The sequence below is a fragment of the Capnocytophaga sp. oral taxon 863 str. F0517 genome (assembly GCF_000466425.1).
Taxonomy (GTDB): Bacteria; Bacteroidota; Bacteroidia; order Flavobacteriales; family Flavobacteriaceae; genus Capnocytophaga.
In genome coordinates this window covers 1-20531 of record NZ_KE992108.1, presented here as the reverse complement: position 1 = coordinate 20531, position 20531 = coordinate 1, and the positions used below count along the sequence as shown (strand labels likewise).

Annotated in this window: 18 protein-coding genes; 4 read left to right on the top strand and 14 right to left on the bottom strand. The window is 43.0% G+C overall.

Annotated features, from left to right (window positions below; translation table 11 throughout):
- Positions 1-125 precede the first annotated feature (125 nt).
- From HMPREF1551_RS03675 to HMPREF1551_RS03660, 4 genes are all read right to left on the bottom strand, one after another.
- On the bottom strand, positions 126-1592 hold the full coding sequence (locus tag HMPREF1551_RS03675) for an MFS transporter (protein WP_021627691.1): 1467 nt from the start codon (positions 1590-1592) through the stop codon (positions 126-128).
- A 108-nt stretch (positions 1593-1700) separates the two neighbouring features.
- Positions 1701-3143, bottom strand: coding sequence for an MFS transporter (locus HMPREF1551_RS03670; protein ID WP_021627690.1), 1443 nt, complete (start codon positions 3141-3143; stop codon positions 1701-1703).
- Between the two features lie 27 nt (positions 3144-3170).
- Positions 3171-6827, bottom strand: a complete 3657-nt coding sequence (purL, locus tag HMPREF1551_RS03665; RefSeq protein ID WP_021627689.1) for a phosphoribosylformylglycinamidine synthase — start codon at positions 6825-6827, stop codon at positions 3171-3173.
- 40 nt (positions 6828-6867) lie between these two features.
- Entirely contained in the window at positions 6868-7308 is a 441-nt protein-coding gene (locus HMPREF1551_RS03660) for a hypothetical protein (RefSeq protein ID WP_021627688.1), read from the bottom strand.
- A gap of 126 nt (positions 7309-7434) precedes the next feature.
- Between HMPREF1551_RS03660 and HMPREF1551_RS03655 the strand changes: the two genes are divergently transcribed.
- Positions 7435-8676 carry a 3-deoxy-D-manno-octulosonic acid transferase gene (locus HMPREF1551_RS03655; RefSeq protein ID WP_034544249.1) on the top strand — a complete coding sequence of 414 codons (1242 nt, stop codon included), beginning with the start codon at positions 7435-7437 and terminating at the stop codon, positions 8674-8676.
- 209 nt (positions 8677-8885) lie between these two features.
- Here the strand turns inward: HMPREF1551_RS03655 and HMPREF1551_RS03650 are convergent, their stop codons facing one another.
- The 6 genes from HMPREF1551_RS03650 to HMPREF1551_RS03630 form a co-directional block, all read right to left on the bottom strand.
- Positions 8886-9725, bottom strand: a complete 840-nt coding sequence (locus HMPREF1551_RS03650; RefSeq protein ID WP_021627686.1) for a prephenate dehydrogenase — start codon at positions 9723-9725, stop codon at positions 8886-8888.
- A gap of 90 nt (positions 9726-9815) precedes the next feature.
- Positions 9816-9968 carry a DUF4295 domain-containing protein gene (locus HMPREF1551_RS13345; protein WP_002670441.1) on the bottom strand — a complete coding sequence of 51 codons (153 nt, stop codon included), beginning with the start codon at positions 9966-9968 and terminating at the stop codon, positions 9816-9818.
- A gap of 8 nt (positions 9969-9976) precedes the next feature.
- Entirely contained in the window at positions 9977-10159 is a 183-nt protein-coding gene (rpmG, locus tag HMPREF1551_RS03645) for a 50S ribosomal protein L33 (RefSeq protein WP_021627685.1), read from the bottom strand.
- Positions 10160-10178: 19 nt separating this feature from the next.
- Positions 10179-10415 carry a 50S ribosomal protein L28 gene (rpmB, locus tag HMPREF1551_RS03640; RefSeq protein ID WP_021627684.1) on the bottom strand — a complete coding sequence of 79 codons (237 nt, stop codon included), beginning with the start codon at positions 10413-10415 and terminating at the stop codon, positions 10179-10181.
- Positions 10416-10575: 160 nt separating this feature from the next.
- Positions 10576-11235 carry an ABC transporter ATP-binding protein gene (locus HMPREF1551_RS03635; RefSeq protein ID WP_021627683.1) on the bottom strand — a complete coding sequence of 220 codons (660 nt, stop codon included), beginning with the start codon at positions 11233-11235 and terminating at the stop codon, positions 10576-10578.
- Between the two features lie 122 nt (positions 11236-11357).
- Positions 11358-12317 (bottom strand): lytic transglycosylase domain-containing protein, encoded by a 960-nt coding sequence (locus tag HMPREF1551_RS03630; protein ID WP_021627682.1) that lies wholly within the window; start codon positions 12315-12317, stop codon positions 11358-11360.
- A 177-nt stretch (positions 12318-12494) separates the two neighbouring features.
- Here HMPREF1551_RS03630 and HMPREF1551_RS03625 point away from each other — a divergent pair, with 177 nt between their 5' ends.
- From HMPREF1551_RS03625 to HMPREF1551_RS03615, 3 genes are all read left to right on the top strand, one after another.
- Positions 12495-13661 carry an AIR synthase related protein gene (locus tag HMPREF1551_RS03625; RefSeq protein ID WP_034544252.1) on the top strand — a complete coding sequence of 389 codons (1167 nt, stop codon included), beginning with the start codon at positions 12495-12497 and terminating at the stop codon, positions 13659-13661.
- Positions 13662-13770: 109 nt separating this feature from the next.
- Positions 13771-16239 (top strand): FtsK/SpoIIIE family DNA translocase, encoded by a 2469-nt coding sequence (locus HMPREF1551_RS03620; RefSeq protein ID WP_021627679.1) that lies wholly within the window; start codon positions 13771-13773, stop codon positions 16237-16239.
- A gap of 27 nt (positions 16240-16266) precedes the next feature.
- On the top strand, positions 16267-17559 hold the full coding sequence (locus HMPREF1551_RS03615; protein WP_021627678.1) for a nucleotide sugar dehydrogenase: 1293 nt from the start codon (positions 16267-16269) through the stop codon (positions 17557-17559).
- Between the two features lie 16 nt (positions 17560-17575).
- On the opposite strand, the gene cmk is transcribed toward HMPREF1551_RS03615, so the two are convergent.
- The 4 genes from cmk to HMPREF1551_RS03595 all read right to left on the bottom strand — a co-directional run bounded on the left by cmk (position 17576) and on the right by HMPREF1551_RS03595 (position 20322).
- Positions 17576-18262, bottom strand: a complete 687-nt coding sequence (cmk, locus tag HMPREF1551_RS03610; RefSeq protein ID WP_034544250.1) for a (d)CMP kinase — start codon at positions 18260-18262, stop codon at positions 17576-17578.
- 102 nt (positions 18263-18364) lie between these two features.
- Positions 18365-18742 (bottom strand): hypothetical protein, encoded by a 378-nt coding sequence (locus HMPREF1551_RS03605; RefSeq protein ID WP_021627676.1) that lies wholly within the window; start codon positions 18740-18742, stop codon positions 18365-18367.
- Between the two features lie 11 nt (positions 18743-18753).
- Positions 18754-19224, bottom strand: a complete 471-nt coding sequence (locus tag HMPREF1551_RS03600) for a hypothetical protein (RefSeq protein WP_021627675.1) — start codon at positions 19222-19224, stop codon at positions 18754-18756.
- Between the two features lie 171 nt (positions 19225-19395).
- Positions 19396-20322 (bottom strand): transporter, encoded by a 927-nt coding sequence (locus HMPREF1551_RS03595; RefSeq protein WP_021627674.1) that lies wholly within the window; start codon positions 20320-20322, stop codon positions 19396-19398.
- Positions 20323-20531 lie beyond the last annotated feature (209 nt).

The following is a 20531-nucleotide window of genomic DNA, read 5'->3' as shown; positions in this document are numbered from 1 at the left end:
TACAACAACTTTTCCAATTGACCAAATATTTCAACGAAAATTTTTGAAATATTTTTTAAGTGATTGATTGTCAACGCTATTCTAAGACTATATTATAGCCTTTTTATCCAACAAACTCACATTAATTAATTCATTTGCTCATTAGCAGTTCGCTTTAGGTAACGATTAAAAAGGTATATAGCGATAACTGTGAGCACTCCCAAACTAAATATGATATACCAATACCTATTAGGATGATAGGCATTCCACAAGAGATCGGTAATCTCGGTAGGGGTCATATTCAGTTTTTCTTGAGCTTGTTCCAAATACTGCTTTTTAGTCAGCCCCTGCGGCATCTCAATGGCGCGTTTTTGCATTTCCAGCTGTAGAAGGTAGTGCTTATCCGACCACTTATCGTACATATTTCCTGTAAAGAACCCAGTCAAATAGCTTCCTAAGGCCATAGGCAAGAAATAAGTACCCTGATAGAGCGCTTCTTTTCCTTTGGGGGTAATCTTGGCAATAAAAGCCGAAATGGTAGGCCCTACAGCAATCTCTCCTATGGCAAAGATGGCGGTTCCTAATACCGTAAAGGTTACCTCCTTGAACATAAAGGTGAGGGTCACCCCAATGGTCATTACAAGCGTTCCACGAATCATAGCAGAGACCTGATCCATCTTCATGACAAAATAAGAAATCACCATTTGGGTTAGGATAATCATCACACAGTCTATATTACCGAACCATTCTGCCTTAATTTGTCCATTTTCGGTAAAGGTACTTCCAAAGAAAGGAATATATTGGTTAATCCAATCACTTTGTCGGGAGGAATCCACCCAATCCTCTATAAAATTGGGTAAGGTATAGAAAAGTTGGTTATAAACCGTCCAGAAGCCTACCATCAGTAGTAGTAAGATAGTTAGTTTCTTATCCTTCAGAGCCCCTATAATATTTTGTACTGATCCTTTGACTTCCGTCAGTAGCGGTATATTGTATTTTCTTTCTACCTTAGGTTCCTTATATAGGAAGAGAATTACCAAGAGGTTAAAGAGTATCACCACTGTGGCTTGTATAAAGATCACTTTCCATCCTAAGGTAGTACGCAGGTAAGAAGAGACTCCTGGCCCCAATAGCCCTCCTATATTTCCTACCATATAAAAGAAGCCAAATCCTAAGGTACTATTTTGCTCATTGGTATGGCGTGCAATAATGCCCTGTACCACAGGACGGAAAAAGCTACAGCCAACGGCTGCCAGTAGGAAAGCAAAGTAAGTATCCCAATAGCCCGTAGCAACTCCCATCAGGTAATAGCCCACTCCCATAACGGCACAGGATATTAGCAAGGAGAGCTTATAGCCAATCCTATCGGCAATTACCCCAAAGAATAAAGGTAAAAGGAATAAAATAGCCGTAATCTGAGCCATAATATTCCCTTTTTGGGTATGTGTGAGCGCCAAACCACCCTCATCAGTCCCCGCTACTAGGTAAAGAGCAAGGAGCGAAAAGATACTAAAATAAGCCCAACGCTCGGTCAGTTGTAGGAAATTCCCCACCCAAAAGGTAGAGGAAAAAGACTTAAGAGTCTCAAAATAGGATTTCTTGTTCTCAGACATTCAGTAGTATTTATTAAAAGCGCAAAAATACTACATTTTTATCAGTAAAATATTTTTTAATTGTTAATTATAAATGGTTAATTGTTAATTTTATTGGTTAGTCGTTAGTCATCGTTCTTTCTTCACCAATATCCTATTATAGATATAAACAGAGATCGCAGTGAAGGCACCCATAGCAAGAGCTATATACCATAATTTGTTAGGATGGTAGGTATTCCAAAGCAAATCGGTAAGCTGGCTATGGGAAAGCTGTAGTTTTTCCTGGGCTTGCTCAAAGAACTGCTTTTTACTCAGCCCCTCAGGGAGGGAGATCTGCCGTTTGGCCAATTCCAATTGTAGGAGGGAATACTTATCTGACCAGCTTTGGTAAAGGTCTCCAGTGATAAAGCCGGTAAGATAGTTAGCCAAAGCCACCGGTAAGAAGAGAGTTCCCTGATAGAGCGCTTCTTTTCCCTTGGGAGTAATAAGGGCGACATAAGCATAGAGGGTAGGGCCGGCCATCATCTCCCCTATGGCAAAAATAGCCGTACCTATGATCATGAACCATACATTATTCAAAGCAAAGGTAAGTATCACCCCTATAGTCGAGATGATAGTTCCACGAATCAAGGCCGATACCTGCCTCACATTCATGATCATATAGGAGATGGCCACTTGGAAAAAGATAATCATCACCGAATCCAAATTGCCATACCACTCGGCCTTAATCTGTCCGTCTTCGGTCAGGGTAGTGGCTAAGAAAGGTATATGCTCCTGAATCCAATGACTCTCCAAAGAGGAATCGACCCAGTCTTCTATAAAATTGGGTAAGGTATAAAAGAGTTGGTTATATACCATCCAATAACCTACCATCAGGAATAGGAGAATGGAGAGCTTTTTGTCCTTGAGCGCCTCTATAATATTATGGAAAGACCCCTTTATCTCATCCCAAATAGGCACGTTATAGGTTCTGTCCATCTTCTTCTCCTTAAAAAAGAAAAGGACTACTAAGAGATTGATAAAAATAACAATCGCTGCTTGTAGGAAGATGATACGCCAGCCCATTACTGTACGTAAGTAAGAGGAAAAGGCAGGACCAAAAAAGCCTCCTATATTGGCCATCAGATAGAATATCCCAAATCCCATCGTATTGGTTGTATCATCCGTATTTCGGGCGATAATTCCGGAGGCCACCGGCTTGAAGAAACTTCCGCCGATAGCAGCTAACAAGAAAGCCAAATAGATCGCCCAATAGCTACTGACGGTTCCCATAAGATAATAGCCTACTGCTGTAATGACAAAGGCGATGAGCAAGGAGCGCTTATAGCCAATACGATCGGCAATCACTCCAAAGAAGAGGGGAAGAAAATACTGTATAGCCGTTACGTTAGCCAAGATATTTCCTTTTTGGATATGGGTAAGCCCCAACCCTCCCTGATCAGTAGAGGCTACTAAGTAAAGACCCAAGAGCGCAAAAACACCGAACCAAGCGGCACGCTCCATAATTTGTAAGAAATTGATTACCCAAAAAGTAGGGCTAAAAGACTTTATTGTTTTGGAGAAAGAACCCATTATGAATGGTTATGGTTAATGATTATCTTATCGCTGTGCTTCAAGCCATTTACGGGCATTGACAAAGGCTTCGAGCCATGGAGTCACAGCTGCTTTTTGTCCTTGGTAATAGGCCCATTGCCAAGGGAATACGGAGCGCTCGATGTGTGGCATGGTCACCAAGTGTCTTCCACTCTTATCACAGAGCATGGCGGCTTGGTAGTCAGAGCCATTAGGGTTGGCCGGATAGCCTTCGTAGGTATATTTGGCTACAATATTATATTGGTCTTCAGAGAGTGGTAGGTGGAACTTTCCTTCACCATGGGAGATCCATACCCCTAAGGTAGTACCTGCCAAGGAGGAGAGCATCACCGAATTATTTTCAGGAATAGTCACCGATACAAAACCTGTTTCATGTTTATGACTATCGTTGTGCTTCATTTTGCCATGCTCACTATGTTCTGGATTGATAAGTTCCAGTTCCATAAAGAGCTGACAGCCATTGCATATCCCTACAGAAAGGGTATCGGGTCGGGCAAAGAAATTGTCCAAAGCCTTTTTAGCTTTTTCGTTATAGAGCAAGGCACCTGCCCAACCTTTGGCACTACCCAAGACATCTGAATTGGAGAAGCCTCCGACGGCACCTATAAACTGTACATCCTCCAAGGTTTCACGTCCTGAGGTCAGATCAGTGGTATGTACATCCTTCACATCGAAGCCAGCCAAGTAAAGTGCATTGGCCATTTCTCGTTCGGAGTTGCTCCCTTTCTCTCGGATTACGGCAGCGATGGGTCTTTTTCCCTCGGGGCGCTGTGGTTTTTCTCCGGTAAAGTGAGCAGGGAAGGTGTATTGTAGCGGCTGTTCGGAATAATTTTGGTAGCGCTCGGTAGCTTTATCATTGGCTGTCTGCTGTTTGTCCAACAGATAAGATGTCAAGTACCACAAATCGCGGTATTCTGCTATATTAAAGGTATAAGTTTGTCCGAAATGAGTTAAGGTCAAGGCTTCCCCTTCGATAGGAGTTCCTATCTTAGCATAAGCCACCCCTTGCGCCTTGAGATAGGTCTCTATGGAATCATCCCCTTGGAAGAGTAGCCCTACATTTTCAGCAAAGAGTACTTTGAGAAGGTCTTCTTCCCCTAAGACAGAGAGATCTATTTGGGCAGCAAGTTCATTGTCAGCAAAGCACATCTCCAAGAGAGAGGTGATAAGTCCCCCACTTCCTATATCGTGTCCGGCCTGTATTTTTCCTTCTCTGATAAGGGTTTGTACCGCGTTGAAAGCCTTTTTGAAGTCATCTGATTTCTTTACTGTAGGTGCTTCAGAGCCTATTTTACCTAATATCTGTGCAAAAGCTGAGCCACCCAACTGATAGGTATCTCCTGAGAAATTGATATAATAGATCGCTCCTCCGTTCTTTTGGAGTACTGGTTCCACTATCTTTTGAATATCAGTACAATGAGCAGCGGCTGATATAATGACCGTACCAGGGGCTATGACATCTCCTCCATCGGGATATTTCTGCTTCATAGAAAGGGAATCTTTTCCGGTAGGGATATTGATCCCCAACTCTATAGCAAAGTCAGAAGCTGCTTGTACTGCCTCATAAAGGCGGGCATCTTCACCAGGGTTGCGGCAAGGCCACATCCAGTTGGCCGAAAGGGATACTCCTGCCAAGCCATTCTCTAAGGGAGCAAACACTATATTGGTCAAGGCCTCTGCAATGGCATTGCGGCTTCCTGAAGTAGGTGAGATAAGGGCTGTTAGGGGCGAATGGCCGATACTGGTAGCGATTCCCTCCTTGCCCTGATAGTCGAGAGCCATCACTCCCACATTGTTCAAGGGGAGCTGGAGTGGGCCTGCACATTGCTGCTTGGCTACCTTGCCTCCTACACAGCGGTCTACCTTGTTGGTTAGCCAGTCCTTACAAGCGACACTCTCAAGCTGTAACACTTGGCTAAGGTAGGTATGTAGCTGGCTGGGGTAATAGGTCAGTTCCTGATAGGGAGTGCTTACTCTTTGGTCGATCATCACCGTTTTAGGAGAACTTCCAAAGAGGGCAGAAAGGTCTAAGTCCATAGGGCGCGTACCTTTCTTTTGGGAAGCTATGGTAAAGTGATGATCTGCAGTCACCTCTCCTACTTCATAGATAGGTGCTCGCTCGCGCTGGGCTATAGCCTCTAACTGAGTGAGTGCTTCTTTGGGAAGTACCAGCCCCATACGTTCCTGAGATTCATTGCCGATAATCTCCTTATCCGAGAGGGTTGGATCTCCTATGGGGAGGCTATCCAAATCAATGCAACCTCCTGTTTCTTCGATTAGTTCGGAAAGGCAGTTGAGGTGTCCTCCAGCACCATGGTCATGGATAGAAACAATAGGATTATTGTCGGATTCTACCAAGGCACGAATCGCATTGGCTACCCTTTTTTGCATCTCAGGGTTGGAGCGCTGGATAGCATTCAGCTCAATACCAGAGCCAAAAGCCCCTGTATTAGCAGAAGAGACAGCAGCTCCCCCCATTCCGATACGATAGTTGTCCCCACCGAGGATAACAATTTTGTCTCCTTCGTGAGGGGTATGTTTGATAGCTTGTGAGGCTTTGGCATAGCCAATACCTCCAGCTTGCATGATTACTTTGTCATAGCCGAGCTTACGTCCGTCCTCCTCATGCTCAAAAGTAAGCACAGAACCCGCAATAAGGGGTTGGCCAAATTTGTTGCCAAAATCACTTGCCCCATTGGAGGCCTTGATAAGGATATCCATAGGTGTTTGGTAAAGCCAAGGGCGCTCGGCCATCCCCTTTTCCCAAGGACGATCCTCCTGAAGGCGAGGGTAAGCAGTCATATAAACGGCTGTACCAGCCAATGGCAAGGAACCTTGTCCGCCTGCTAAGCGGTCACGAATCTCCCCTCCTGAACCCGTAGCTGCCCCATTGAAGGGTTCTACAGTTGTAGGAAAGTTATGGGTTTCTGCCTTAAGAGAGAGCACCGCTTCGAAGGGCTGTAACTCATAAAAATCGGGCTTGTCAGCACTTTTAGGAGCGAATTGTTCTACGGTAGCTCCTTTGATAAAAGCCACATTGTCCTTATAAGCGGAGACAATACCGTTGGGGTGCGCCTGAGAAGTTTTTTTGATAAGCTTAAAGAGAGAGGTAGGCTGCTGCTCTCCATCGATGATGAAGGTACCGTTGAATATTTTATGGCGACAGTGTTCGGAGTTGATTTGAGAGAAGCCAAAGACTTCGGAGTCAGTAAGTTTGCGCCCCAGTTGAGCAGATAGGTTTTCCAAATAAGCCACCTCTTCAGGGCTTAGGGAGAGCCCCTCCTGCTGGTTGTAGGCTGCTATATCCGCTATCTCTATGGTAGAGAGCGGTTCTATATGGATGGTAAATATATCCTGTCCCAAGCCTTCGTATTTTTGCAAAAGCATGGGGTCGAAGTCGGTAAAATCGGCCGTTACCTCTTGGAATTCCTCTATACGGCTAATGCCTAAGATATCCATATTTTGGGTGATCTCCACCGCATTGGTACTCCAAGGGGTCACCATAGTGGCACGAGGCCCTACGAAAGTCCCTTCAAGGGTCTCTCTTGTAAGTTGCTCGGCATTGCCAAAGAGCCATTTGAGTTTGTCAAGATCGGCCTTGCTAAGAGTAGCCTCCGTAGCGACAGCATAAATAGTGTTTTTATTTTTAAAAAAGAGAAGCATCTTTATTTGTGATTAATGATGAGTGATTTTCATTCTTTATTTAATTCTTGTACATTACTTTCCCATCTATGGAAAGTTCTTTGGTTTGAGCGTTGTAAGTGTATTTACCATTTTTAAAAGTCCCATCGGTTTCCTGTTTTAGGACGGGGTTCTGTTCTTCTCCAGTAATAAATAACTCCACTTGGCTGTTATCGTCCTCCTTGGAGACAATGAAGGCACTAATTACAGCTTCTTCTTCCTCCACATCCACAGGATTGAGACGGGTACCTACCTCAAAGGTTTGGATACACTCCCCTCGGAGGGCACTCCAAGTGTAGCCAGCACTGCCTATACAGCCATGCTCGTCTCTGTCGTCCCCTACCATAGGTGCTTCCTCTGTAGCAGTAGGCTCATGAGCAGCATTATCTGCCTGCTGAGGGGTGCTGTTATTACAAGCGGCAAAAGCCAATGTTGCTACAGATAAAGTAAATATCTTTTTCATTTTGAATAATTGTTCCAATTAAGGTACAAAGATAATAAATAAATATCAAAATAGCACTATGATAAAAGATAATTTTTATTTTTCCACTCCACAAAAAATATGTACATTTGTAAAATTTTTCATGGTATGAATTTCCTCTATACGCTTGCTACCCGCTTGGTGGCTTGTATGCTACCGCTGTTGGCCTTATTCAATCGAAAAATAAAACTATTCTACCGAGGTCGAAAAGAAAGTTTTCGTATCTTACAGACCCATATAAGCCCGGAAGACTCGGTCATCTGGCTACATGCGGCTTCCTTAGGGGAATACGAACAGGGGTTACCTATTCTCAAACGACTTAGGGAGCTATATCCAGAGAAAAAACTCGTGGTTACCTTCTTTTCTCCCTCTGGCTATGAGGCTAAAAAACATAGCAAAGAGGCTGATGTAATCCTCTACTTGCCGCTTGATCTTCCTGAGCGGGTAGATCGTTTTCTAAACCTATTGCACCCTCAAATGGCGATCTTTGTCAAATATGAATTTTGGAAAAACTATTTATTTGCCTTAAAAGACAAAGCAATTCCCACCTATTTGGTCTCTGGAGTGTTCCGTAAAGACCAACTATTTTTCAAAAAAAGAAGCCTGGGTATGCGTGCCGTACTTCCCTGCTTTACTCATTTTTTTGTACAAAACGAAAATGCTAAACTCCTGCTCCAATCCATAGGTTATTCTAATGTAACGGTAAGTGGAGATACTCGTTTTGACCGTGTAGTGGAAATCCTTTCTCAAGACAACAAACTTTCCTTCGTAGAACAGTTCCTTTCCGGAGCACCTTGTATGGTTTTTGGTAGTTCATGGAAGGCAGATGAAGCGGTGTATGTTCCTTTTCTGAACGCTTATAAGGGAAATATGAAGTTTATCATTGCCCCGCATGAGGTACACGACAAGGAGAAGATACATCTCTTAAGAGACTGTATCTATAAGCGTGTAGCCGTTCTTTCTGAAGTAGAGGGAAAGGACTTATCGCCTTATGAAGTACTTATAGTAGATAAAATCGGTCTACTTACCAAGATTTATAGCTATGCAGCTATCGCATACGTAGGAGGAGGGATGGGAAACAAAGGTTTGCACAACATTTTAGAGCCTGCGGTGTTCAGTATTCCTGTTGTTATCGGAAAAAATTATGATAAGTTCAATGAAGCTAAAGATCTTATCAGTCGTGAAGGTGTTTTTTCAATCAAAAATACTGAAGAATTCACCCAAATCGCTACTTTTCTCTTCACTGATGTTATTCAACGCAAGAAAGCAGGCCTTCTTAACTACAATTATATCCTCTCTAATACCGGAGCCACCGAAAAATTTATATCAAAGATAATGGCCAATGATTAATAACCAGTAGTGTCCCATTAAAACAACTAAATACTCTTTTAAATATTTGATATATAATTAGTTATAAAGATCTTTAAATAGAACGGATTTGATTTCTGTTTTCTATATACAAAAGCCACTATCTTTTGGCAAAAGAGCTATAAGCGCTGTCTATATTGTGCACAAGCTGCAAGCCCTCGCCAACACATAAGAACATTGATCGTTTACTATTATTTCAGTATTTTTCGGATATAGTTTGCTTCCTTGATATTCTGAGTAATACCCTCTGCTTGGTCAGTTTCCAGTAGTTGCTTGAAGTTTTCTAAGTTTTTGATATATTCGGTAAGGGCTTTGAGGATATTGACCTTGTTTTCCAAGAAGATAGGTGTCCACATTTGGGGGTGGCTCTTAGCCAAACGCACTGTAGAGGCAAAACCGGTACTGGCCAAATCGAAAATCTGGGCTTCGTCTTTTTCTATTTCCAAGACTGTTTTTCCGAGCATAAAGGAGCTTACGTGGGAAAGGTGAGAGACGTAGGCTGTGTGAAGGTCATGGTCCGTGGGTGACATCATTTTGACTCTCATATTGAGGGCTTTGCTAACATCCAAGGCGCGGTCTAAGAGCTTCCAATGGCTCTTTTCTACCTCACACAAGGCCATCACCTTACCATCAAAAAGATCATAGAGGGCAGCCTGTGGCCCAGAGTGTTCGGTACCTGCCATGGGGTGTGCAGCCACAAACTGGTTGCGGCGTGGATGCTGGGCAAGCTGCTGGCAAATAGGCGCCTTGACGGAACCTGCATCCATCACCAAGGTATCATCTCCTATATGATCCAGCACTTGGCTAACTACCTGAGCGATACGATTGACCGGAACGGCTACGATGACTAAGTCAGCATCACCCAAGGAAGAATAATCTACCCCCTGTGAGATAATCCCCAAGTCAAGTGCCTGCTGCAAGTGTTCTGGGTTTTTATCTATGCCCACTACGGTATATTGTAGGCGTTTTCTAAGTTCCAAAGCAAAGGAACCACCTATGAGGCCTAAGCCTATAATCACTGCTTTTTTCATAATTTAAAAAATAAAAAAGACTACCCATTTCTCATGAATAGTCTCTATTATGTATAGCTGAAAATAAACAAGAGGTCAATCAGAACGCTCTTATTTTTTCTTTAAGAATTCTTCGGCTAATTCAGGAGCCATGACACCTTCTACGAAAGTATAAGCTCCGGTCTTAGGTGATTTCACCATTTTGATCACTTTGGTCAATCTTTTAGATTTCCCTTGTAGAGTTGCTACTGTTTTCTTTGCCATGGTATTGTTTATTTAATTTCTTTGTGTACAGTCATTTTCTTTAGGATAGGATTATACTTTTTAAGTTCTAACCTATCTGGAGTATTCTTTTTATTTTTAGTAGTGATATATCTTGAAGTTCCAGGAAGTCCAGAATCCTTATGTTCAGTACATTCTAAGATCACTTGTATTCTATTACCTTTTTTAGCCATCGTATATGATTTTTTATTGTTATTTTATAAATCCTTGTTCTTTAGCTTCTTTGAGTACCGCTGCTATTCCTTTTTTATTAATAGTCTTAATAGCGCTTGTGGAAACACGAAGGGTAATCCAACGGTCTTCTTCAGGAATATAGAAACGCTTAGTTGTCAAATTCGCTTTAAATTTTCTCTTAGTCTTGTTCATGGCGTGAGAAACATTGTTTCCCCCCATAGCTTTTTTACCTGTTAATTCGCAAACTTGTGCCATTTTATCACTTTTTAGTTCATTATTTTATCAGGGTGCAAAGTAACGAACTTTTATTGAAACTACCAAATTTTTTTTGTTATTTTTTTTGTTAGCAATTAGTTGTTAGTGATTAGTCGTTAGTCTATAGCAACTAGTCACTATTCATTCTTCACTGTTCACTTCACGCTATTCTCCCGTCCTGCATGGTGAAGGTCTTATCGGCCATTTGAGCCAAATCGTTGTTATGGGTTACAATAACAAAGGTTTGTTGGAAGGCATCTCGGAGGGTGAAGAAGAGCTGGTGGAGCTGCTGCGCACTCTCGGAGTCGAGGTTTCCACTAGGTTCGTCGGCAAAAATAACCGAGGGCTGGTTCATCAGAGCACGGGCTACGGCCACTCGCTGTTGCTCCCCTCCGGAGAGCATATCAGGCTTGTGATCCAACCTATGGGAAAGGCCTAAGTAGTCCAATAACTCCTTTGCCCTATCGACCGCTTTTACCCTTGAGGTTCCCTTTATAAAAGCAGGAATACAAACATTCTCCAAGGCGGTAAACTCCGGCAATAGCTGGTGGAACTGGAATATAAATCCTATCTGCTCATTGCGGAATTGTGCCAACTTGTTGGCTGAGAGTTTTTTTACATCTATCCCATTGATTATAAGGCTGCTTCCTTCTACAGGGGTCATACTATCTAAGGTGCCGAGAATATGCAGTAAGGTTGTTTTCCCTGCTCCCGAAGCCCCCACTATGGAGACCACCTGCCCTCTCTCCACCTGGATATCTACTCCCTTGAGAATTTCTACTTGGCCAAATCTTTTATGTATATTCTTTGCTGTTATCAAATTAATGAAAAATGAAAAATAAAAAACAATATGGTGAACAGTGAATAGTAAATAGCGAACAGTGAATAGTTATCTATAGACTAACGACTAATCACTAAAAACTAACAACTAACAACTAACCACTACTTTGGTACTTTGATTACATAAGTCTTCCCATTTTTGTTTTGGAGCGAAAAATCTCGAATCCAAGGATTGAGCAGACGTATAGTTTTATAATTCGTATTATATTGTTTGGCAAATTCCGCTAAATTGGTAATGGTAGAATCCACCGTGATATATTGTACAGGGTCAAGGTCATACAGCTGTTCTTTTTTATAATAGAAACCATATTTCTTAGGATTCTTCATTATCTCTTTGATGGCCAATATACGGAACACATAGCGACTGGTCTCGTTGTTCAGATGTAGGTCATAATAGCTGGAGACCAATTGCTTGTTCAGTTGGTTGCGGATACCCGCCTTTCCTGCATTGTAAGCGGCAGCCGCCAATGTCCAATTCCCCATTTCTTCCTTGGCTTTTTTCAGATAGAGACAAGCAGCCTCAGTGGCCTTCTCTAAGTGATAACGCTCATCCACTGTATCTTCCATTTCGAGGTTGTACTCCTTGGCCGTATTTTTCATAAACTGCCAAAAGCCTGCCGCTCCAGAGGGAGAAACCACATTCATCAGCCCACTTTCTATCAGGGCTAAGTACTTGAAATCATTAGGCACTCCATTCTTGTGCAGTATAGGCTCTATAATGGGGAAGAACTTATGAGCACGCTTGATAAGCAATAAGCCATTGGACTGCCAATAAACATTGACCAAGAGCTCCCTATCGAGCCTTTCCCTCACATCAGAGAGGTGTAAAGGTACCGCTTCTCCTGCGAAATCCAGCTTCTTAGGTAGGTCAAAGGCACGTATCTGATAAATAGGCAGGCTGTCCCTCTCCCGAAGGGCATCCACCAAGAGCGGATCATCTTCACTTAGGTGAGGCTGCTCACTTTCGGCAGGCGAGGCCACCGCATTGATAAGTAACAGCGCTACAGCCAGCACTCCTACGTAACTAAATATCTTTTGACAAAAGAAAAAAAACTTCTTCATTCTCAATAGCTTATATTATATTTTTTCTATTTTTCTCCTCTATGTAAAAAGAGGATATTTTTTGGGCAAAGGTAAAGAAAAAAGTAACAGGTAAAAAGTAAAAAGTAAAAGTTTTTATATCATTTTTTTTCACTACCTTTGGCACTTGTAAAAACAGCTAAAAATCAACCTTTGAATATGGACAACCGATATGCCATGCGTGGGGTCTCCGCTACCAAAGAGGAGGTTCACAACGCCATTAAGAATATAGATAAGGGACTGTTCCCCAAGGCTTTTTGTAAGATTATTCCTGATTACTTAGGGGGAGATGACCAATATTGCTTGGTCATGCACGCCGATGGAGCGGGTACCAAATCCTCTTTGGCTTATATGTATTGGAAAGAGACTGGTGACCTCTCGGTATGGAAAGGTATCGCTCAGGATGCCCTTATTATGAATATTGATGACCTACTCTGTGTAGGAATTACCGATAATATACTGCTTTCCTCCACCATAGGCCGCAACAAACAACTCATCCCCGGGGAGGTCATTGCCGCTATTATCAATGGTACCGAGGAGCTTATCGCAGAGCTTGCCCAGTATGGAGTACATATCCACTCTACCGGTGGGGAAACAGCCGATGTAGGTGATTTGGTGCGTACCATCATCGTGGATTCTACCGTAACAGCCCGTATCAAGCGTAGCCAAGTGATTGACAATGCGCGTATTGAAGCAGGCGATGTCATCGTCGGTTTGGCCTCTTTTGGACAGGCTACTTATGAGAGTGCCTATAATGGAGGTATGGGCAGTAATGGGCTTACCTCGGCACGGCATGACGTCTTTTCCAAGTCCTTAGCCAAGAAATACCCCGAAAGCTACGATCCTTCGCTCCCTACAGAAGTCATCTATACGGGTAGTAAAACCCTGCTTGACCCCGTGCCGGATAGCCCCTTGGATGCAGGGAAATTAGTTCTCTCCCCTACTCGTACCTATGCACCTGTTATCCAAAAAATTCTTTCCCAGTACAGTCCTACCCAAATCCATGGTATGGTACATTGTAGTGGAGGCGCTCAAACAAAAATTCTCCATTTTATAGATCACTTACATGTAATCAAGAACAACCTCTTCCCTGTACCTCCCCTTTTCAAACTCATTCAGGAGCAATCCCATACCTCTTGGAGAGAGATGTATCAGGTATTCAATTGTGGACACCGCATGGAACTCTATGTCCCAGAGGAGATAGCAGCCGATATCATCCGTATCTCCCAGTCTTTCCACGTTGATGCCCGCATTGTAGGTCATGTAGAAGAGGCTGAAAGTAAAAAACTTACCATAGAGAGCGAACACGGAACCTTTGTTTACTAATGAGCGATGACCCATGATTGTTGTGGAAAAGATTTGTCATTGGTCACTTGTCATTTGTTATTAAATATTGTATTTTTGCAGCTGTTTTTATAAATTAGCCTCCACCAAAATGTCAAAGACACAAACCCCTGATACTGAAAAAGAAAGCAAGAGCAAAGGCAATCCCATATTGGAGCGAAAGGTCTCCATAGGAGTGGTACTGCTATTTGTCTGTGTTGGACTTTTCATCTCCTTTATCTCCTTTATCTTCACCTGGCAGGCCGACCAAAGCCTTCTGGGAGAGATGGCCGATAGGGCTGCACAACCGAAAAATATCCTCAATAAGATCGGGGCTTATATAGGCCATCTGCTTATCTATAAGGGCTTTGGTATCGCTACCTTCATTCCCCTCTCTCTTTTAGGACTAACCGCGCTAAAGCTCATCTTGGATACTAAGACGAAGCTACTCAATAAGTGGTTCTGGGGAATCCTTTGGATGCTTTTTCTCTCGGTGGCCATGGGCTTTTTCTCCTCCGATGCTTCTGTATTGAGCGGGGTAGGAGGCTATGAGCTGAATGCTTATATGAGTGATTACATAGGTCACCTGGGGACAGCCTTGGTCTTGCTGACCATCCTCTGCGTGTATTTGGTTTCCAAATTCCATATTACTCCGGATAAAATCAGAAATTCAATTGATAATAGCAATGAATGGATCAAAAACCAAAAAAATCCATTTGCTAAAACCTACAAAAGAAGTCCTATCACTGCACAAATTACTACAGATGAAGCCCCTATAGGCGAAGAAACCTTTCATTCTGAACCTAAGATAGACATCTATACCCATCGGGATGATATTCCGCTGCTACATCCAGAGCAAGCCCCTACTACAGCACAAGAAAACCTCACAGAGGAAGAGGCCGATTCTACTGAAGAAGATGTATCCCCAACACAAAAAGCTCCTTCCCAGCAAGTCCCCCCTCAGACCACTAGTATTATAGAGGAAAAAGAAGATGGTTTCCAGGTGGAAATCAAGCAAGAAGCCACCGTTAATCCGCAAGAAGTAGCCCGCCGCTTGGTGGAAGACTTTGGGGAATTCGACCCTACTTTGGAGCTAAATAATTACCAGTTTCCTTCCATTGAGCTCCTAAAAGAATACAAAGACAACGGTGTGGTACGCAATGATGAGGAATTGGAAGAGAACAAGAACACCATCATCCAAACCCTACGAGACTTCAAGATCGAGGTCTCTCGTATCTCGGCCGTGATCGGGCCTGCTGTCACCCTTTATGAGATAGAACCCGCGAAGGGAATTAAGATCGCTCGTATCAAGAGCTTGGAGGACAATATTACCATGTCCTTGGCCGCCAAGAAAATACGTATCATTGCCCCTATTCCAGGAAAAGGCACTGTGGGTATAGAGGTTCCTAACATCAAAAAATCCCTCGTCTCAATGCGCTCGGTGGTCAGTTCAGTTCATTTCCAAAAAGCTGAAATGGAACTGCCTGTCGCTTTTGGAAAGACTATCAGTAACGAGACTTTTGTAGCCGACTTGACCAAGATGCCTCATATGCTTATGGCAGGGGCTACTGGACAAGGAAAATCGGTGGGTATCAATGCCGTAATCACCTCCTTGCTCTACAAAAAACATCCTGCTGAACTGAAATTTGTCTTCGTAGACCCTAAAAAAGTAGAGCTTTCCCTCTATAAAAAGTTAGAAAAGCATTACTTAGCCAAACTTCCAGACAGCAAAGAGGCCATCATAAAGGAACCTGAAGATGTCATCCCGGTACTTAACTCCCTCTGTGTGGAGATGAATGAACGGTATAAGCTACTGGATGATGCCATGGTGCGCAACATCAAGGAATATAATGCCAAATTCAAAGCACGACTGCTCAACCCTAACGATGGACACAGGTTCCTACCTTATATTGTCTTGGTCGTGGATGAGTTTGCCGACCTTATTATGACCGCAGGCAAGGAGGTAGAAAAGCCCGTAGCCCGCTTGGCACAGCTGGCGCGAGCCATCGGTATCCACCTGATTATAGCCACCCAGCGCCCATCAGTGGATATCATCACCGGTATTATCAAGGCAAACTTCCCTACCCGTGTGGCCTTCAAAGTATTCCAGGCCATCGACTCCAAGACTATCTTGGATAGCTCCGGAGCCAACCAATTGGACGGTAAGGGTGATATGCTCTATACTGAAGGTAATGAACTCATCCGTGTACAATGTGCCTTTGTCGATACCTCTGAGGTGGAGAACATTGTCAATTTCATAGGTATGCAAAAAGGCTATCCCGAAGCCTACCAGCTCCCTGAAGCGCCTATCGAAGGAGGAGAAAATGCTCCTATCGAAGTGGATATGAATAAGAAAGATCCCTTACTAAGAGATGCCGCCGAGCTGATTGTAGGCAGTCAGCAGGGCTCCACCTCCATGCTACAGCGCAAGTTGGAAATCGGTTTTGCCCGTGCAGGGCGTATCATGGATCAGCTGGAAGCCCTCGGGGTGGTAGGAGCCAACAAAGGTAGCAAATCCCGTGAGGTGAATTTCCCTGACCTTATTGCCCTCCAGTACTTCCTAGACGAAAAAGGCATGTAACACAATATTAATAGATATAGAAACACAATGAATACTCCCAAAATAGCTATTATCGGATTGGGATATGTAGGACTTCCCTTGGCTCGGCTATTAGCTACCCGCTATGCCGTAGTGGGTTATGACCAAAAGATCTCACGAGTGGAAGCCCTCCAAAGAGGGGAAGATGCCACCTTAGAGGTAGATCATTCGCTTCTCAAAGAAGTCTTAGTCCCCACCAATCCTAGCCTTTTTCCAGAACAAAAAGGGCTTTTCTGTAGCTATACCCCTGACGACTTAGCCGCCTGTAACTATTATATAGTGACCGTACCTACCCCGGTGGACAAGCACCATCACCCTTTGCTCACCCCTTTGCAATCGGCCAGTGAGGTTGTAGGTAGGTATCTCAAAAAAGGGGATATTGTCATCTACGAATCCACTGTATATCCAGGCTGTACCGAAGAGGAGTGTGTACCTATCTTGGAGCGGGTCTCTTCCCTTAAGTTCAACGAGGATTTCTTCGTAGGTTACTCCCCTGAACGCATCAACCCCGGAGACAAGCTCCATACAGTATCACAAATCTTAAAAATCACCTCCGGTTCTACCCTAGAGACAGCCCAAAAGGTCAATGCACTCTACCTATCGGTCATAGAGGCGGGTACCCACTTAGCTCCCTCTATCAAGGTCGCTGAAGCTGCTAAGGTAATCGAAAACTCGCAGCGGGATATCAACATTGCCTTTGTCAATGAATTGGCTAAAATATGTAATTTATTAGACATTGATGTACGCGCTGTATTGGAGGCTGCTGGTACCAAGTGGAACTTCTTGCGCTTCTCCCCTGGCCTTGTAGGTGGGCATTGTACCGGAGTAGACCCCTATTACTTAGCTCAAAAAGCGCAAGAGGTAGGCTATCACCCCGAAATTATCTTAGCTGGTCGCCGTATGAACGATTCCATGGGCAAGTATGTAGCCGACCAAGTCATTAAGCTGATGATTGCCCGCCAAATCCCTATCCATAGTGCCCATATACTCGTATTGGGAATTACCTTCAAGGAGAATTGCCCTGATGTACGCAATACCAAAGTAACCGATGTTGTCCGCCAATTGGAGGCCTTCCACACCAAGGTAACGGTATATGACCCTTGGGCTAGGTCTGAAGAGGTATGGGAAGAGCACCAAATTCACTCCCTTAGAGAACTTCCCCAAGGACAGACCTATGATGCCATCGTATTGGCCGTCGCTCATAAGGAGTTCCGCTCCCTCCCTTGGGAGCGCTTAAGGAATCCTCATAGCATCCTCTATGATGTAAAGGGAGTATTACCTGATGCAGACGGACATTTATAGAAAAAAGCGTAGTCACCTACGCTTTTATTTTTTCTTCGGCCAGCTGTACAATCTGTGAGACCACTTCTTCCAAAGGGATGTGTGAATTGTCAATCTCTATGGCATCGGAGGCTTTCTGTAGGGGGGATTCCTCCCGATGGGTATCCTGATAATCACGTTCTTGTATATTCTTGAGTACCTGATCGAAGGTCACTATCTCTCCTTTTTGTTGGAGTTCCTCAAAGCGCCTTTGGGCTCGTACCTGCTCGGAAGCGGTCATGAATAGCTTCAGTTCGGCCTGTGGGAATACCACCGTACCGATATCGCGCCCATCCATCACGACTCCTTTTTGCGCCCCCATTTGGCGTTGTAAGGCTACCAAATAGGTGCGTACTTCAGGAATTTTAGCCACTTGACTCACCTGATTGGCTACCGCAAGACCTCGTATTTCTTTCTCTATATTTTGCCCATTGAGGTAAATCTCTGATCTTCCTAAGGCAGAATTGTGTACAAAGCTAAGGGTACTCTCCTTGAGGGCTGATAGCAGGCCTTGCTTATCTATAGAGGTAGTTATAAATCCCTTTTGGAGTGCCAAAAAGGTAACGGCACGATACATAGCCCCTGTATCTATATATACATACTGCAAGGCATGGGCTACACGCTTAGCGGTCGTACTTTTCCCAGTAGAGGAATGGCCATCTATGGCAATAATTATTTTTTTCATAGGATTCAAAGAAAATAACTTACCAAAAAACAAGTGCTGCATTTCGGTAAGTTATGCGATAAGTATGATTTTAATTTATTGTTTATTAATTGATTTTGGTTATTAAAATGATTTCTTTTCTGCCTCTGTACGGATTTTGCGGATAAGGAGCTTGGCCATTCCTACATTGGCAGTATCGTCCAAGATGATATGGTCTAGGATTTTTTTACTCTGTAAAAGCCCTATCAAGTGCGTTTGTCCCTGATAGACAATAGAGACATCATCCACTGTTTTGTTGTTCAAACCTTCTGTATTTTCGAAAGAAAGGATGGCATTTCTGAAAATTTCGAGCTGATAAGAACTCGCCAATCGGTTATCAACTCCCTCCCGCGCCTTGTAGGCCAAGATAGAGCCATCAAGCGTACTTACCAAAGAGACTGAGATCGCCCCTGATACATTTGAGTAAAGCTCTGTAACATATTCATTCAAAAACTGTTCCATATTTGTATGTTTTAGCTAAAGAATAATTTTCTGAAATGGCTTTCCTTTTTAGGCGCCTCTGAAGTTACCTTAGTATACAACTCCGTTTGTAAAGTATTGAAGGTAACTACCTGAGTCATAGCTGAATAGCATTGTTTATGGATCACACTTAATACACCATAATTCACCTTAGTCGCATCGGTGATGAGGTGGATGAGGTAATCAAAATCTTTAGAGACATAGATCAGGTGGATCTGCTCCTCGTTGGAGATGGTAATCTCGCGGAGGGAATCCTCATTGATATTATCTATATATTTAATTTCTTGAAGTGCATTCTTAACTATTTCAGCTTCGAACTTGGCTGTAGCTGAGTAATCCAATCCGCTGAAGGACTGGTTGTACAATATCTGACCATTCTCTGTGCCTATAAAGCTAACAGATAAGATCCCAGAGAGTTGAGATCCCATTTGGTCTGCATATTTTTTTAATTCATCTAAAATCATACTTTCAAATTTTTAATAGGTTATAACAATGCAAAGCTACGATGTTTTTCTATAAATTGCAACTTTTATACTATAATATATTCAACAAAATAACAACCTCTGTTAATAACCTCATAACAAACTTATTTAGAATCGTTTGTAAACATTTCTTATTTTCTGATGGTGTATAAATCAGAAGCCGAAGATCTGAGCATCCTCCTTATTCTGTTTGTCTCTGGCCTTTTTCTTAGCCTCATATTCTATATCCTTATAACGGTCATAGAATCGGTAAGAGATACCCACTCCTCCCATATAGCGGGTAGGAGTTGTTTTCCAGCTAGCTCCTATAGAGGCGTTAATTTGAAATTTTTCATCTATGAGATAAGAAACCCCTCCTCTTAGCAAGGAATCTTTGTAATAATCACTTGTAATCCCCTCATTTTCCAAATAGATACTCCATCGGTCATCATAGAGATTGTGAGTAAGAGTCAGTATATAGCTATATTGTGCATGTATAGAGGCTATATTGCTTCCTACGATATTGAGCACCAAGGCTACTTCCCGAAGTGGATGGCTCTGTAGAGATATGATTGCCTTAGGGGTGGCTATAGTATATTCGTCATTCATCACCTCATAGAGGTAACGATTTTTCTCTAAGAGATTGACCCCCGCATAGAGGGCAATAGCAGGGATCAGTTTTCGCCACTTGAATTCGGCATTGGCCTTCCAGCTATATACATTAATATCTTCCAAGAAAGTAGGGTCATAGAAAAGATATTTTACTCCGAAGGTAGTGCGCTGGAATCCCAATTTACCAGCCGAAACTCCATCCGTAGAGCGGTTGCTATACAAGAGTGTTCCGTCGCCTACGATCTCGAATTGGTCTCTCCATACTCCATAACGCACCATATAGTTCAGGCCCACATTTTCCTGAGAAAGGCCTAAAGGTTCATGTTTGTTCGTCTCGTAATAAAGGTCAGACTCCACTTGAGCTACCTTTCTTCCTACGGCATAAGCCCCCATGGAACGCCCCGGCTTGTTCGAGTTGATAATATCTGTATACTGCGCCTGTAGGTTCATTCCAGATACTACAAAAAAGAAAAAAAGTATTTTTTTCATAAACAAACTCGTTTTCGTCAGTTAATCTTATCATTTATAGTTCATTTCTCTTTTCTAAGAGTCCCAAAAGTAGCACTTATACCCACTTATCAGGCATATGCCTATTAAGGCACAAAATTAAAAAAAAAATCATTAAAAACAAGTTTTTTCACTACTTTTAATTAGAGGGTTAGTAACGAATAACCCTCTCCCATTTTAGGGAAAGGGTC

Excerpts from the sequence above, each read along its gene's own strand:
- HMPREF1551_RS03615 (WP_021627678.1), top strand. The coding sequence starts at position 16,267 with ATGAATACTCCCAAAATAGCTATTATCGGATTGGGATATGTAGGACTT.
- HMPREF1551_RS03650 (WP_021627686.1), bottom strand. The coding sequence starts at position 9,725 with ATGAAAAAAGCAGTGATTATAGGCTTAGGCCTCATAGGTGGTTCCTTT.
- HMPREF1551_RS03600 (WP_021627675.1), bottom strand. The coding sequence starts at position 19,224 with ATGATTTTAGATGAATTAAAAAAATATGCAGACCAAATGGGATCTCAA.
- HMPREF1551_RS03620 (WP_021627679.1), top strand. The coding sequence starts at position 13,771 with ATGTCAAAGACACAAACCCCTGATACTGAAAAAGAAAGCAAGAGCAAA.
- HMPREF1551_RS03655 (WP_034544249.1), top strand. The coding sequence starts at position 7,435 with ATGAATTTCCTCTATACGCTTGCTACCCGCTTGGTGGCTTGTATGCTA.
- cmk (WP_034544250.1), bottom strand. The coding sequence starts at position 18,262 with ATGAAAAAAATAATTATTGCCATAGATGGCCATTCCTCTACTGGGAAA.
- HMPREF1551_RS03625 (WP_034544252.1), top strand. The coding sequence starts at position 12,495 with ATGGACAACCGATATGCCATGCGTGGGGTCTCCGCTACCAAAGAGGAG.
- rpmB (WP_021627684.1), bottom strand. The coding sequence starts at position 10,415 with ATGGCACAAGTTTGCGAATTAACAGGTAAAAAAGCTATGGGGGGAAAC.
- purL (WP_021627689.1), bottom strand. The coding sequence starts at position 6,827 with ATGCTTCTCTTTTTTAAAAATAAAAACACTATTTATGCTGTCGCTACG.
- HMPREF1551_RS13345 (WP_002670441.1), bottom strand. The coding sequence starts at position 9,968 with ATGGCAAAGAAAACAGTAGCAACTCTACAAGGGAAATCTAAAAGATTG.
- HMPREF1551_RS03630 (WP_021627682.1), bottom strand. The coding sequence starts at position 12,317 with ATGAAGAAGTTTTTTTTCTTTTGTCAAAAGATATTTAGTTACGTAGGA.
- HMPREF1551_RS03605 (WP_021627676.1), bottom strand. The coding sequence starts at position 18,742 with ATGGAACAGTTTTTGAATGAATATGTTACAGAGCTTTACTCAAATGTA.
- HMPREF1551_RS03595 (WP_021627674.1), bottom strand. The coding sequence starts at position 20,322 with ATGAAAAAAATACTTTTTTTCTTTTTTGTAGTATCTGGAATGAACCTA.
- HMPREF1551_RS03670 (WP_021627690.1), bottom strand. The coding sequence starts at position 3,143 with ATGGGTTCTTTCTCCAAAACAATAAAGTCTTTTAGCCCTACTTTTTGG.
- HMPREF1551_RS03675 (WP_021627691.1), bottom strand. The coding sequence starts at position 1,592 with ATGTCTGAGAACAAGAAATCCTATTTTGAGACTCTTAAGTCTTTTTCC.
- rpmG (WP_021627685.1), bottom strand. The coding sequence starts at position 10,159 with ATGGCTAAAAAAGGTAATAGAATACAAGTGATCTTAGAATGTACTGAA.
- HMPREF1551_RS03660 (WP_021627688.1), bottom strand. The coding sequence starts at position 7,308 with ATGAAAAAGATATTTACTTTATCTGTAGCAACATTGGCTTTTGCCGCT.